Source organism: Leifsonia sp. NPDC056824 (assembly GCF_042789575.1).
Classification (GTDB): Bacteria; Actinomycetota; Actinomycetes; order Actinomycetales; family Microbacteriaceae; genus Leifsonia.
The window spans coordinates 427,477-439,910 of the sequence record NZ_JBHUAV010000001.1; the positions used below are offsets into that span (position 1 = coordinate 427,477).

General features: G+C 70.8%; 11 protein-coding genes. 5 read left to right on the top strand and 6 right to left on the bottom strand.

Annotation, left to right across the window (positions count from 1 at the left end; translation table 11 throughout):
* Positions 1-97: 97 nt before the first annotated feature.
* The gene (locus ACFRFH_RS02220) at positions 98-4,831 is read right to left on the bottom strand and encodes an ExeM/NucH family extracellular endonuclease (protein WP_382461377.1); all 4,734 of its coding nucleotides are present in this window, start codon (positions 4,829-4,831) and stop codon (positions 98-100) included.
* Positions 4,832-5,026: 195 nt separating this feature from the next.
* Here ACFRFH_RS02220 and ACFRFH_RS02225 point away from each other — a divergent pair, with 195 nt between their 5' ends.
* Positions 5,027-5,899, top strand: coding sequence for a LysR family transcriptional regulator (locus ACFRFH_RS02225; RefSeq protein WP_382461378.1), 873 nt, complete (start codon positions 5,027-5,029; stop codon positions 5,897-5,899).
* Positions 5,900-5,990: 91 nt separating this feature from the next.
* Here the strand turns inward: ACFRFH_RS02225 and ACFRFH_RS02230 are convergent, their stop codons facing one another.
* Positions 5,991-6,452, bottom strand: a complete 462-nt coding sequence (locus ACFRFH_RS02230; RefSeq protein ID WP_382461379.1) for a hypothetical protein — start codon at positions 6,450-6,452, stop codon at positions 5,991-5,993.
* Positions 6,453-6,558: 106 nt separating this feature from the next.
* Complete coding sequence (locus ACFRFH_RS02235; RefSeq protein WP_382461380.1) at positions 6,559-7,137, bottom strand: TetR family transcriptional regulator; 579 nt, start codon at positions 7,135-7,137, stop codon at positions 6,559-6,561.
* A gap of 196 nt (positions 7,138-7,333) precedes the next feature.
* Between ACFRFH_RS02235 and ACFRFH_RS02240 the strand changes: the two genes are divergently transcribed.
* Complete coding sequence (locus tag ACFRFH_RS02240) at positions 7,334-7,819, top strand: DUF805 domain-containing protein (protein ID WP_382461381.1); 486 nt, start codon at positions 7,334-7,336, stop codon at positions 7,817-7,819.
* 4 nt (positions 7,820-7,823) lie between these two features.
* On the opposite strand, the gene ACFRFH_RS02245 is transcribed toward ACFRFH_RS02240, so the two are convergent.
* Both ACFRFH_RS02245 and ACFRFH_RS02250 read right to left on the bottom strand, forming a co-directional pair.
* Entirely contained in the window at positions 7,824-8,303 is a 480-nt protein-coding gene (locus tag ACFRFH_RS02245) for a hypothetical protein (protein ID WP_382461382.1), read from the bottom strand.
* A 62-nt stretch (positions 8,304-8,365) separates the two neighbouring features.
* Positions 8,366-8,833: a GNAT family N-acetyltransferase gene (locus ACFRFH_RS02250; protein WP_382461383.1), complete on the bottom strand. Its 468-nt coding sequence runs from the start codon at positions 8,831-8,833 to the stop codon at positions 8,366-8,368.
* A gap of 75 nt (positions 8,834-8,908) precedes the next feature.
* On the opposite strand from ACFRFH_RS02250, the gene ACFRFH_RS02255 reads away from it, so the two are divergent.
* The 3 genes from ACFRFH_RS02255 to ACFRFH_RS02265 all read left to right on the top strand — a co-directional run bounded on the left by ACFRFH_RS02255 (position 8,909) and on the right by ACFRFH_RS02265 (position 10,799).
* Positions 8,909-10,084, top strand: coding sequence for a toxic anion resistance protein (locus tag ACFRFH_RS02255; RefSeq protein WP_382461384.1), 1,176 nt, complete (start codon positions 8,909-8,911; stop codon positions 10,082-10,084).
* 86 nt (positions 10,085-10,170) lie between these two features.
* Entirely contained in the window at positions 10,171-10,491 is a 321-nt protein-coding gene (locus ACFRFH_RS02260) for an AbrB/MazE/SpoVT family DNA-binding domain-containing protein (protein ID WP_382461385.1), read from the top strand.
* 77 nt (positions 10,492-10,568) lie between these two features.
* A complete protein-coding gene (locus ACFRFH_RS02265; protein WP_382461386.1) occupies positions 10,569-10,799 on the top strand; it encodes a hypothetical protein in 231 nt (76 codons plus the stop codon).
* Positions 10,800-10,810: 11 nt separating this feature from the next.
* Here ACFRFH_RS02265 and ACFRFH_RS02270 read toward each other — a convergent pair whose 3' ends face one another.
* Positions 10,811-12,400, bottom strand: coding sequence for an alpha-amylase family glycosyl hydrolase (locus tag ACFRFH_RS02270; RefSeq protein ID WP_382461387.1), 1,590 nt, complete (start codon positions 12,398-12,400; stop codon positions 10,811-10,813).
* Positions 12,401-12,434: the final 34 nt, after the last annotated feature.

Here is a 12,434-nt window from a genome sequence, read left to right on the forward strand (position 1 = left end):
CGGACACAGTGTCAATGATTATTTACATGGCGAAGAGCCGGAGACGAGCGACCGCCGGGCGCAGCGTGCGCGCCCGGCGGTCGTCGTTCGTCAGGACCTACTGCTGGTGTCCCACGGCCTTGCCGTTGGACATCTTCAGGTCGTTCCAGCCGATCACCGCGCCGGCGCTGTCCTGCACCGACAGGGTGTAGTCGCCCTTGGCGAGCGGGTTCGGCACCGTCAGGTGCAGGACGCCATCCGCCGGCACCCGGATCCAGCCGTCCCCGACGGGCTTGCCGGAGATCCAGACCGAGACCCACTGACCGGCGTAGTGCGCGCCTACGGTGAGGTCGATCGGGTCGCCCGCGTGGTAGGCCTTGTCCTTGAAGCCGACCTTGCCCTGGAGGGCCTTGGTGAGCGCGGACTCGGCCGCCGCCTTCGGGTCGGTCGTGGGCTTGCCGTCGGTCGGAGCGGCCTCCACCGTGAGCGGGATGCGCACGGTCGTGCCGGACTCCTTGGCGGTGAGCACCAGGGTGCTCGCGCCGGCGGCCGAGGCCGGGACCGTGAAGGCCACGGTCGCGTTGCCCGCGGCGTCCACCGGCACGCTGCCGATGACCGCCGAGCCGCCCCAGCTCAGCTCCAGCGAGGTGTTCGCCGGGCTGCCCAGGCTGGTCAGGTTCAGCTTCTGCACTCCGAAGCTCACCTGCTGGCCGCGCGTCAGCGTCGTCGTGGGGACGTCCGTGACGGACACGCCACGGCGGGCGAAGCTCGGCGACAGCGGGCTGTGCGCCGAGATGTACCCGATCCAGGCGTCCCGGTCGATGAGACCCGAGTCGCGGGTGTCGGTTCCGGCCGCGAACGCCCGGAAGTTGTCGCCGCCCTGCGCGAGGAACGAGAACGTGCCGATCCGGTACGACTTCGCCGGGTCGATGGCCGAGCCGTTCACGAGGATGCTCGTGATGCGGTCGCCCTCCGGCCGGGTGGCGTCGTACGTGTAGCTGACGTTCTTCGACAGGCCCAGGTCGAGGAACGGCCGGCTCGGCACGGTGCCGTCGGCGTTCCGCTGCCACTGCTGCTCGAGAGCCTGTTTGAACTGCGCTCCGGTGAGGGAGGTCGTCCACAGGTTGTTCACGAACGGCAGCACGGCGTTGGCCTGTGCGTAGCTGACGGATCCGTCGGCGCCGTACAGCAGCTCCGCGCGGAGGCCGCCCGGGTTCACCACGCCGATCTCGGCGCCGCCCAGCTGGGCCGGCGACAGGGTCGACAGCAGCGAGTCGGCCACGAGGTTGCCCAGGGAGGACTCGCTCATCCGGTCGTCGCGGGCGCCGCCGAGGTACGCGGTGGTGATGTCGGAGGTGACGGAGCCGACCTTCTGGTTGCCGATGACCGCCGCGTCGGCGAGCGCCTTGTCGACGATCGTCTTCACCTTCGCGACCCGCGGGTAGGCGGCGACGAGGCTCGCGTCGCTGTCCGCGGTGCGCGCCACGTTGCGGTCGGTGTGGCCGGTGACCTGCTTGCTGTCGCCGTCCACGGTCAGCGTGATCTGGCCGATGTTCTCGCCGTAGCTGCCGGTCTGGACGATCGGACGGGTCGCGCCCGCGACACCGGGGACCGGGCCCTCCCACGCGTACTGCTTGTGGGTGTGGCCGGTGAAGATCGCGGAGACCTTCGCGCTGGTCTTGGTCACGATGTCGGCGAACGCGCCGCCGGCCGCGACCTCCTGGTCGAGCGTCGCACCGTCGGGCGTGCCGAAGCCGGCGCCCTCGTGGTACTCGGCCACGATCACGTCGGCCTCGCCGTTGGCCGGGTCGCCGTCGGTGAGCTGGCCCGCGACGCGGTTCACAGCCTCCACCGGGTCGCCGAAGTCGAGCGTCGAGATGCCGCCGGGCGTGACGAGGGTCGGGGTCTCCTGCGTGACGGCGCCGATGACGGCGACCTTCAGGCCGTTGACGGTGAACACCTGGTACTCCGGGAGCGCCGGAGTCTTCGTGCCCTTCTGGTAGACGTTCGCGCCGAGGTAGCCGAACTTGGCGGCGTCCTTCACGCGACCGGTGAGGTCTGCGAAGCCCTTGTCGAACTCGTGGTTGCCCACGGCGCTCGACTTCAGGTCGAGCGCGTTCAGCACGTCGAGGGTCGGGACGTCGCCGGCCGAGGCCGAGGCGAACAGGGAGGCGCCGATGTTGTCGCCCGCGGAGAGGAAGAGGGTGTTGCCCTCGCCGCCCTCGGCGCGCAGCTTCTCGACGGTCCCGGCGAACTTCACCGTGTTGCTGTCGATCCGACCGTGGAAGTCGTTGATGTTCAGCAGGTTGAGCGTCACCGGAGCGGCTTTCAGGCCCAGGCCGATGACGACCGGGTCGTGGTCGCTGGAGCGGTACGGGCCGGCCTCGTAGAAGTTGGTGACGTTGTAGTTGTAGCGGCTGTACTCCAGGGCCACCGACTCCACGGAGTTGATGTTCCAGACGTCAGCACCTGTGATGGCCGCGTTGGCCGCCGGCGAGGCGAGGACGTGGTCGAGCGAGCCGACCGTTCCGCCGAAGGAGTAGGTCGCCTTCGTGGTGCGCGTGCTGACCTGGTCGATATAGCCGGCGTCGGTGAGGACCTTGATCGGGTCCTCGTTGAGGTAGGCGTTGAAGTCACCGATCAGCAGCAGCTTGTCGGAGCCCAGCGTGGCTTTGCGCTCGTTCGCGAACCCGACGAGGGCGGTGGCCTGCTTGACGCGGGAGGCGTTGGATGCGCCCTGCCCGTCGCCCTGGTCGGCGTCGGCGCCGGTTCCGGAGCCCTTCGACTTGAAGTGGTTCACGATGGCGATGAACGCCGACGAGTCCTGCGCGCCGAACTTCTTGAAGGCCTGGGCGAGCGGCTGGCGGGCGTTCGAGAACGCCGCGTCGTCGAGGATCTTCGACTCGCCGACCGGGGCCGCCACGGCCTTCTTGTAGATGAACGCCGTACGGATGACGTCCTCGGAGGCCGGGAGCTTCGACGGCGAGGGCACGAACGCCCAGACGTCGCTGCCCGCTGCGGCGTTGAGCGCGGAGACCAGGGTCTTCAGCGCGTCGTCACGGTTCAGGCCGAAGCGCGCCGAGTTCTCGATCTCCTCGAGGGAGACGACGTCGGCGGTGAGGGCGTTGATCGCGGCGACGATCTTGTCCTGCTGGCGCTTGAGGCTCGTCGCGTCGGCGGCGCCGCGGGCGTCGCAGCCGGAGTTGACGGTGATCTTGTTGCCGTCGCGGTCGGTGTAGAACGTGCAGCCGGCGAGCTGGTCACCGGTGGTCGGGAAGTAGTTCAGCACGTTGAACGTCGCGAGCCGCAGGTCGCCTCCCACGTTGGCCGGGGCCGCGGTGCGGGTGTTCCCGAAGGCGACGGGCTGGACGGTGGCCGCGTTCGCCGGGGTGAGCTCGGCGGTCGGCTGGAACTTCCAGGCGTCGTTGCGGTAGTCGAGGATGACCGGCGTGGTGAACGTGACCGGGGCGCCGACGCGGACCGGGCTGGTCAGCGACAGGTACGGCAGCGGCTTGGACTTGTTCGCCGAGCTGAGGAAGTTGGTCGAGGCCCCGTCGTCGAGGGTGACGGAACGGGACGTGTTGTCGGCGACGGACGCGGCGTACGCCGGGGTGCCGGGACGGGCGGACTCGGTCGCCTGGATCAGCGGCTTGTCGCCGGCCGCAAGGCCGATCTCGCCGTACTGGTTGGCCGAGTAGACATCGGTAACGGTGAAGGCGCCCTGCGGAGCGAGCAGCATCCCCTCGAGGCTCTCGCGCTGCGCGTCGGTGGTCGGGAGGCCGACGGTCGCGGGGGTCGGCGCGGTGACGGTGCTCTTGTCGAGCTTGTCGACCTTCGTCGCGGTCAGCTCGGTGAGGCCGTTGAACTCGCTGACCGCACCGGTCACCTGCACGTAGTCGCCCACGGAAACGCTAGCGGCGGCGGCGGAGCCGAAGACGAAGAGCGCGTCGGAGGCCGTGTGGGTCGCGAGGTCGATCGCGCCGCCGGTGCCCGGGGTCTGCAGGTAGAAGCCGTTGAAGCCTCCGGTCGGGTAGGCCGCGGTGACGACGCCGACGGTGCTGACCGTTTGGCCGGCCTTCGGGCTGGTGTCACCGGTGCCCTGGATCTCGGCGATGGAGACCGTGCCGGGCGGACCCGGGTCGGTCCCGGTGCCGGGGTCGGTGCCTCCGCCGTCGCCCGGGTTGCCCGGATCGGTGGCCGACGCGGTGTTCTGTGGGGTGATCGTCGCGCTCAGCGAGAGGTCCGCGGCGTTGTCGTCGGTGTCCTTGAAGGACGTGCGGTTGAGAGACTTCACATCCGTGTTGCCGCTCGGGGACGTCGCCGCCTTCGAACCTTCGAAGGTGTTCGAGGAGCCGTAGCCGACCAGGTCGGCGACGCTCGCGTTGCCCGTGACGGAGCCCGCCGGGAGGGTCAGCGCGGTGGCCGACTTGGCCAGGATGAGGGTGCCGGAGGCGCCGGACGGGTTGAGCCCGTTGCTCGCGGCGTCGGGGGTCGGCAGGGCGGCGCCGGCGGTGCCGTTGGAGGCTCCGGCGACCAGGTAGTAGCCCTTGGCGGCGATGGTGCCGCTCAGTGCCACCACGCCGTTCGCCGCGCCGGTGCTGGTCGCGGAGCGGTACTGCACGCTCCAGCCGGTCAGCGCGACGGGCTGGTCGCCCGGGTTGTAGAGCTCGACGAACTTGTTGGCGTAGGCCGCTCCGGCGCTGCCGCCGGACAGGTACGCCTCGTTGATGACGACACCGGTGCCGTCGGTGCTGGCGAAGGCCGGTGTCGCGGCGAGGGAGCCGGCGGCGAGGCCTGCTCCGACGGCCACGGCTGTGGCGGCGCGCCACAGGGTGCGCAGTCTGCTTGACATTTCTCTCCTCGATCGGAAGGGGGGATCTCGTGCGAGTCCGCGGCAACCTTAGGGATAGCGGAGAACGGCGCACTGTCTTGTGAGTGAACGTACAGAGAACTCGGACAGGGGTAGACCGCTCATTTGAGCACTCGTCCGGGGGACGGCCGGCGCCTCCCGCGGCGGGGCCGTCCCGGGTGGGCCATGATGGTGTGCATGCGGATCGACGAGATCGCCCACTTCCGGGCGCTGGCGGCGGAGGGCCACCTGGCCCTGGCCGCCGAGACGCTCGGGGTCTCGCAGTCCACCCTGTCCCGCTCCCTCGCCCGGCTGGAGGCCGAGGCCGGGGTCGAGCTGTTCGACCGCCGCCGCGGGCACCTGGAGCTCAACCAGTACGGCGAGATCCTGCTGGCCCACGCGTCACGCGCGGAGGCGGAGCTCGACACCGCGCGCGCCCGCATCGACGCCCTCCGCGACCCGGCCGCCGGGATCGTCTCCCTCGCCTACGTCTCGTCGTTCGGGAGCTGGCTGCTGCCGCGCGTGGTCAGCGAGTACCGCAGCCTGTTCCCCGACATCCGCTTCGCCCTGCGCGGCGGGACCGCGGACACTGTGCTCGACGCGCTGCGTGAGGGCTCGGCCGACCTGGCCTTCCTCAGCCCCGACCCGCGCGACCCCGACATCGAGTGGGTGCCGCTGACCGCGGAGCGGCTGGTCCTCGGCGTGCCGGCCGGGCATCCGCTCGCCGCGCGCACGGAGGCCACCTTCGCCGACCTGACGGAGGCCGAACTGGTCGCGTTGCGGCCGGGGTCGGGTCTCAGGACGATCGCGGACGCCTACTTCGCGGCGCACGGCGAGGTGCTGTCGCCGGTGATCGAGGTCACCGAGCTGGCCACCCTGCGTGCGCTCGTGCGCGACGGCGTCGGCGTCGCGCTCATCCCCGACACGCCCGCGGAGCCGGGGATCGTGGCTGTGCCGCTCGCCGACGAGGCAGAGCGGGTCATCGGGATCGCCCGCAACCGCACCCGCTCGCAGCCCGCGGCGGCGGAGCAGTTCGCCCGCTTCGTCCGCGAGGAGCTCACCGCCCTCTGACGCGGCGCCACCCCGCCATCGAAGGGCACGTTGTTGTCACTTTCCGCGCACGAAAGTGACAACAACGTGCCCCTCGGCGGGTGGGAGCGGCTCAGGCCGCGGCGCACTCCTTGCCGACGGCCGTGGAGGTGTCGGACAGGGTCGTGAGCTTGGCGGTGAGCACCTTGGTGTCGACCGTGGACGGGTCGGCCTGCACCTTCTTGATGTAGTCCGCGTAGTCCGTGAAGGCGGCCGCGGCGGCGTGGGTCTTGACCTTCACCGCCGGGTTGGTGACGCCCGAGTCCATGCTCGCGAAGGAGGCGGACATCTCGTCCAGGATCTGCTGCGCCTTCGACGGGTCGGACATCGCGGCCGCAGCCTCGCCCTGCTTCGACGCCAGATCCTTCATCGTCTTCATGACGATGGCGCACGCCTGCGCGTGGGTCTGCGCGGCAGCGGTGCTGGTGGCCGTCGGGGTCGGCTTGCTGGCGCGGGCCGGCGTGGACGCGGAGCACCCGCTGAGCGCCGCGACGAGCACGATCGAGGCGGCGGCGACGACAGAGATCTTCTTCATTGGTTCCCCCCAGGAAATGCGGAATCGAGAGTGGTCAGCACGGAGGAACGTATCGCACCGGCGGCCGGCGACCCGCCACATCCCGTCGCGACGCGCGGTGCTGCGCTCAGGAGCCCTTCGCGGCGAGCGCCCCCAGCGCGCTCCACAGCCGGTCGATGTCGGCAGGCAGCTCGTCGAGGCGTCCGCGTTCCGCCGCGATCATGTACGCGCCGAAGAAGCCCTGGACCGCTACCACGGCGACCTCGCGGGGCGTGAGCCCCTGCGGAAGCGATGGCTCCTGTTCCAGGTAGCCGGCGACGACGCCCACCCAGTGGTCGTAGGGGTCGGCGTCCGGCCCTGGCGGAAGGATGGTCTGGGAGAGCGCCATCGCCGCGCGGACCCGCACATCCGAGGCGAACACCGCGCCGACCCTCCTGGTCAGCTCGGCCGCAGCCGCCACGCCGCGCAGACCGCTCGCGTCGACCTCCGAGACGATGGCCGGCCAGTTGCCGTACTTCTCCACGACCAGGGCCTCCGCCAGGTCGAGCTTCGACCGGAAGTGGAAGTACACCGCACCCTTGGTGAGTCCGGTGCGCTCGACGATCCGCTCGAGTCGCGCTCCGGCGTAGCCGTGCTGGTCGAACTCGTCCGCGGCAGCCTCGAGGATGCTGGCGCGGCTGCGCTCGGCGCGCTCCTGACGTGGCATGCGGGGGTCTCGATCCGTTCGATGCGGCGGTCCCCCCAGCGGCCAACTCTAACCCGGCCCGGCCCCCGGACTGGGCACGATGCTCGATTGAGCGGGCGTCGTGTCGCGTCTGTCCCGCCGCGCGGGCGAAGCCGCTGGTGCCGGGAACGGCACACCGTTGCATCCTGTACTCGTAGCCTCACGAGAGGAGGAGCCGATGTCGACACCGCCGCCACCCGCCCCGCCGCCGCATTCGCCGCCGTCCGGCCCCGCCCCGCTCTGGGCGCCGCTCTACGGCGCGAACATGGGCGATGCCATCCGCCGGTTCTTCACCAAGTACGCCGACTTCACCGGACGGGCGAGCCGCAGCGAGTACTGGTGGTTCTTCCTGTTCGACGTGCTCCTGGCGATCGTCTACTGGACGTTCGTCGTCGTGATCGGCCGCCTGAGCGGGAGCCTCGGGATGACCGGCTCCACGCGCGTCGTCGGCCCGCTCTTCTGGGTGCTGCTGGCCGTGTGGATCGTGTGGGTGTTCGCGACATTGGTGCCGCACCTGGCCCTGATCTGGCGCCGCCTGCACGACGCGAACCTGGCCGGGCCGTTGTACTTCATCTCGTTCGCGCCGTTCGGCTGGGTGGTGCAGCTCGTGCTCACCGCGCTGCCGTCGAATCCGGTGGGGGCGCGCTTCGACCGGCCGCGTTAGCGCGTCAGCAGGAGTCCGCGAACAGCCGCCGCGGCCGCTCCGGGTCGGCGTCGTCGAACAGCACGGAGGCGACCTCCCGCGGCGCGCCCAGCGGGTCCTTGCGTCCGGTGGCGACGAACGACCAGTCGGCGTCGCGCTCCGGGTCGTGCTCGATCCAGACCGAGAAGTTCCAGAACCCGCGCAGGGTCTCGCCGAGCAGGCCGGGTCCGTCGACGACGAGGATGCCCTCCGGGGACGCGGTGCGGAACGGCGTCACCACGTCGCTGCGGAGGCCGTCGGGGGTGACGTGCGCCGTCGCGTGGGTGCGCTCGGCCTCCTGGCCGGACGCGCGCAGGGCCTCGGCGAGCGCGTCCGCCGCCGCGGGGAGGTCGGCGCCGGCGACACCTGTGACCGCGATGAACCGTGGCCCGCGCGTGTAGTGCTGGAGGAACTCGGCCGCGAGCCCGTCGAAGAAGGACGCGCGGTCGGTGGTGGTGCTGCCCATGCCGCGAGTATCCCACCGGGATGGGGAGGCTGCCAGCGGGGCGGCCCATCGGCGGGAACGACTCAGTCGCTCGCCGGCGCGACGCCGCGGGTGAAGAACACCCGGTCGTAGCCGTCCGACCGACGGCGCCCGGTCTCGCGGAAGCCGCGGCGCGGGTAGTACGCGACGTTCTCCGTCATCCCCGCGTTCGTGTAGAGCCGCACCTCGCTCGCCCCGGCCGCTCTGGCCTGCTCGTCGGCGAGGTCGAGCAGGCGGGTCCCGAGCCCGGAGCCGCGCTCGCTCCCGGCCACCGCGATGTTCTCGACCTCCACGCAACCCGGGTGCATTGAGCTGACCAGCAGGCCGACCACGCACCCGTCCCTGCGGGCCACGGCCGCCCTCCCGTCGCCGACGATCGCGGCGTAGTCCGCCGTCAGCGGCGCCGGCACGACCCCGAGGCGTGCGACGTACGGATCGTAGGCCTCGTGCACGAGCGCCACGATCGCCGGCACGTCGGCGGCGGTCGCCCGTGCGAACTCGATCCCGTCCATCCGGCAGACCTTACCCTTCACGCAGGTGCGCGGCCTACCCTGGAGGGGTTGCGGTCCTGGTGGGAGGAGAACGACATGGATGCGGGTCAGGGAGACGAGCTGCAGCCGCCCGAGGCGGTGCCGGAGCTTCCCGACGAGCGCGCGATGGGGATGATGAGCGTCTCGCCGCAGCGGGCGGCCGAGCTGGAGTCCCGCGCGCGCGAGTGGATCCGCGACCTGGCCGCCGCCGACCCGGGCAGTGAGGCCTTCCGCCGCAAGATCACCGGCTTCTCCCGCCTCGGCGACACCGAGATGCAGGAGTCGAGCAACGCCTCCCGGCAGCTCCTGAGCCGCCCCGCGACCGCACTGGCGGCGGCGCGCGGCAAGGCGGTGCGGACGGACCCGCAGTACGGCGTCCTGCGCACCCTCCAGGCGCTGCGGGCGACGGTGAGCGACTTCGATCCGCAGCACACCAGCAAGAGCTACCGGATGCTGGCGCGCATGCCCGGCGGCCGCCGCCTCCGGAAGTACGTCGAGCGGTTCGAGTCGGCGCAGAAGCAGCTCGACCAGATCGTGGTCTCGCTCGACCACGGCGAGGAGTGGCTGCGCCGCGACAACGAGGAGATCGAGAACGAGCGCACGGCGCTCTGGAAGACGACGGAACGGCTGAACGAGTACGTCACGCTGGCCGCCGCGCTCGACCGCGCGACCGTGGAGCGCGCCGACGACCTCCGCCTCACCGACCCGGTGCGGGCGGCGACGCTGGAGAAGGAGGCGCTCTTCCCGATCCGCCAGCGCCGGCAAGACCTCACCACCCAGATCGCGGTGTCCGTGCAGGCCTACCTCGCCCTCGACGTGATCAAGAAGAACAACGTCGAGCTGATCAAAGGCGTCGAACGGGCCAAGACCACCACGGTCTCCGCGCTGCGCACCGCCGTGGTCGTGGCGCAGGCCCTGGAGAACCAGCGCCTCGTCATCGACCAGCTCGGCGCCCTCCACCAGAGCACGAACGCCCTGATCGGCCGCACCGGCGAGGTGCTGCGCGACCAGACGGAGCAGATCCAGAAGGAGCAGACCACCTCCGCCGTCGACGCGCAGGTGCTGCAGCGCGCGTTCGACGACGTGTTCGCGACGATGGACGGGATCGACGTGTACCGGGGGCAGGCGATCACGAGCATGTCGCAGACCGTGGACGCGCTGGAGCACCAGGTGGCGCGGTCGCGGAGTTATCTGAAGCGGGCGCGGCCGGAGCGGGGGCGGCCGGAGGCGTAAGGGCCAAGGATTCGATGCCAGACGGTAATGCCGCAATTCCGCAATTCCGCTTTTCCGCAATGCTGTGTTCGTGGGAGAATGGGCGCATGACGTATCACGGCTATGTGGCGATCCAGGGGCGAGGAGTCGTCTCCCTGCCGGCTGAACTGCGCCGCCGCCTCGGGCTGGATGCCGAGGGTGCGCAGATGGAGGTCACCGAACGCGAGGACGGTGTCATCGAGCTGCGCCCGACCGTTCCCGTCCCGGCGGAGCAGGCATGGTTCTGGACCGACCGCTGGCAGCAGCGCGAGCGCGAAGTCGATGCCTACATCGCCGCGGGCGCGGTGACGTCGCACGAATCCACCGACGACTTCCTGTCGGCTCTCGACACGCTCGCCGACAGCTCCACCGGTCCGTCGGCGTCGTGAGGTTTCAGACCACTCCCGCGTTCGATACCGATTTCAAGAGACTCAAGCCGGAGCATCAGCGCGCTTTCCGCGACGTCGTGAAGAACAGCTTCGCGCCCGCCTGCAACGCGTTCGCCCTCAATCCGTCGGGCGGCTGGCCGGCCTCCCTCCGCGTCAAGTCGATGCGGGGCGCGCCAGGGATCTACGAGATGACCTGGTCGTTCGCGTCCCCGGATGGACGCGCGACCTTCGAGCTCGTCACGATCGACGGCGTGCTCTACTGCCGGTGGCGACGAGTCGGCGACCACGGCGTGTACCGCAACCCCTGAGTCTGCCGGGGTCAGTCCAGCCAGGCGAACCCGTAGGGCGCCAGCGTCCCGCCGTCCCAGCCGTCGGCCAGCGCCGCGTGACGTCCCGCGCCGATCTCCACGGTCACCTCCCTGCCGGAGAGGTTGTGCAGGGTGAGGAGGCCGTCCCTCCGCAGGGCCAGCACCGCGGGGTCGCCCCCGTCCACCACCGTCCACCCGCCGGCGTCGGCGTGCGCCTCGCGCCGCACCCGGGCCAGCTCGCGGGCGAGCGTCAGCATCGACCCGTCGTCGCCGTCTTGGGCTCGCGCGTTGACCGTGCGGAAGCTGAATGGGCCGTCCACCTGGGCGCCGAGCGTCAGCGGTGACTCGGCTGCCGCCGTGAAGCCGCCCCACGCGGAGTCGTCCCACTGCATGGTCGTGCGGGCGGCCCCGCGGCCCCTGACCCTCAAGTCGTCGCCCTGGCCGAGCTCCTGCCCGGCCAGCAGCAGCGGGACGCCGGGGAGCGCGTGGAGGAGGCTCAGCGTCATCCGTACCCGCTGGGCGGGCTGGAGTATCGGCGCCCAGCCGCGCCGGATGCCGCGGCCGTAGATCACGGAGTCGTCTCCCACGGCGAACACGTCGAACACCTCCTGACGTTCCTCGTCGCTCAGCAGCGACAGATCGAGCTCGTCGGCGTTGCGGACGAAGTTGAGCCGGGACTCACCCGGGATGCTGCGGTCGAGGCGGCTCAGGGCGTCCGCGATCGGCTGCGCCTGCCCGCGGGCCAGGGCGAGGAAGGTGGCGTTGTTGAGGCTGAAGTCGATGACCGCGTCGAACCGGTCGTTCTCGATCAGCGCCGCCATCGCCTCCGGCGGCTCGCTCGCCTCCGCGATGAGGGCCACGTCCGGGCGGATCTCCCGCAGTCGCGCACGCAACCGGTCGAAGAAGACGGCGTCGTCCACATCCGTGTCCGGCCTGCCCTTGCCCTGCACGAGCAGCAGGGCGGCATCGATCCGGAAGCCGTCCACGCCGACGCCGAGCCAGAACGTCAGCAGCTGGACGATCTCCTCGAAGACGTCGGAGTCGGTGGCGTTGACGTCGGGCTGGAACGAATAGAACTGGTGATGGTAGTAGCGCCCGGCGCGCTCGTCGAAGGTCCAGACCGACTCCTCCTCGCCGGGGAACATCGGATGGTCCCCCGGCTCGGTCGAGTCGTCGTCGCTCCAGACGAAGAACTTTCCCGCGCGGCCGTTCGTATCCTCTCTCGCGGCGAGGAACCACGGGTGATGGTCGGAGGTGTGGTGCGGCACGGCGTCGATCAGCACGCGAATCCCGTGGTCGTGCGCACGGGAGAGGAACGTGCGGAGGTCGTCCAGGTCGCCGAACCGCGGGTCGACGGCGAGGTGGTCGTCGACGTCGTAGCCGTTGTCCCGCCGCTCGCTCGGGTAGAACGGCAGCAGCCAGATCCAGGTGACGCCGAGCGAGGCGAAATGGTCGAGGTGCCCCATCGCCCCGTGGAGGTCTCCGAACCCGTCGCCGTCGCTGTCGGCGAATCGCGAGAGGTCGAGGCCGTAGACGAGCGCACCGGGGTCCGTGGCCCAGCCCGCCGGGTTGTCCGGCAGGCGTTCGTGAGTGCTTGGCATGCCCCACACTTACCCCCGTTTCGCCGTCGAGGGG

Excerpts from the sequence above, each read along its gene's own strand:
- ACFRFH_RS02220 (WP_382461377.1), bottom strand. The coding sequence starts at position 4,831 with ATGTCAAGCAGACTGCGCACCCTGTGGCGCGCCGCCACAGCCGTGGCC.
- ACFRFH_RS02225 (WP_382461378.1), top strand. The coding sequence starts at position 5,027 with ATGCGGATCGACGAGATCGCCCACTTCCGGGCGCTGGCGGCGGAGGGC.
- ACFRFH_RS02230 (WP_382461379.1), bottom strand. The coding sequence starts at position 6,452 with ATGAAGAAGATCTCTGTCGTCGCCGCCGCCTCGATCGTGCTCGTCGCG.
- ACFRFH_RS02235 (WP_382461380.1), bottom strand. The coding sequence starts at position 7,137 with ATGCCACGTCAGGAGCGCGCCGAGCGCAGCCGCGCCAGCATCCTCGAG.
- ACFRFH_RS02240 (WP_382461381.1), top strand. The coding sequence starts at position 7,334 with ATGTCGACACCGCCGCCACCCGCCCCGCCGCCGCATTCGCCGCCGTCC.
- ACFRFH_RS02245 (WP_382461382.1), bottom strand. The coding sequence starts at position 8,303 with ATGGGCAGCACCACCACCGACCGCGCGTCCTTCTTCGACGGGCTCGCG.
- ACFRFH_RS02250 (WP_382461383.1), bottom strand. The coding sequence starts at position 8,833 with ATGGACGGGATCGAGTTCGCACGGGCGACCGCCGCCGACGTGCCGGCG.
- ACFRFH_RS02255 (WP_382461384.1), top strand. The coding sequence starts at position 8,909 with ATGGATGCGGGTCAGGGAGACGAGCTGCAGCCGCCCGAGGCGGTGCCG.
- ACFRFH_RS02260 (WP_382461385.1), top strand. The coding sequence starts at position 10,171 with ATGACGTATCACGGCTATGTGGCGATCCAGGGGCGAGGAGTCGTCTCC.
- ACFRFH_RS02270 (WP_382461387.1), bottom strand. The coding sequence starts at position 12,400 with ATGCCAAGCACTCACGAACGCCTGCCGGACAACCCGGCGGGCTGGGCC.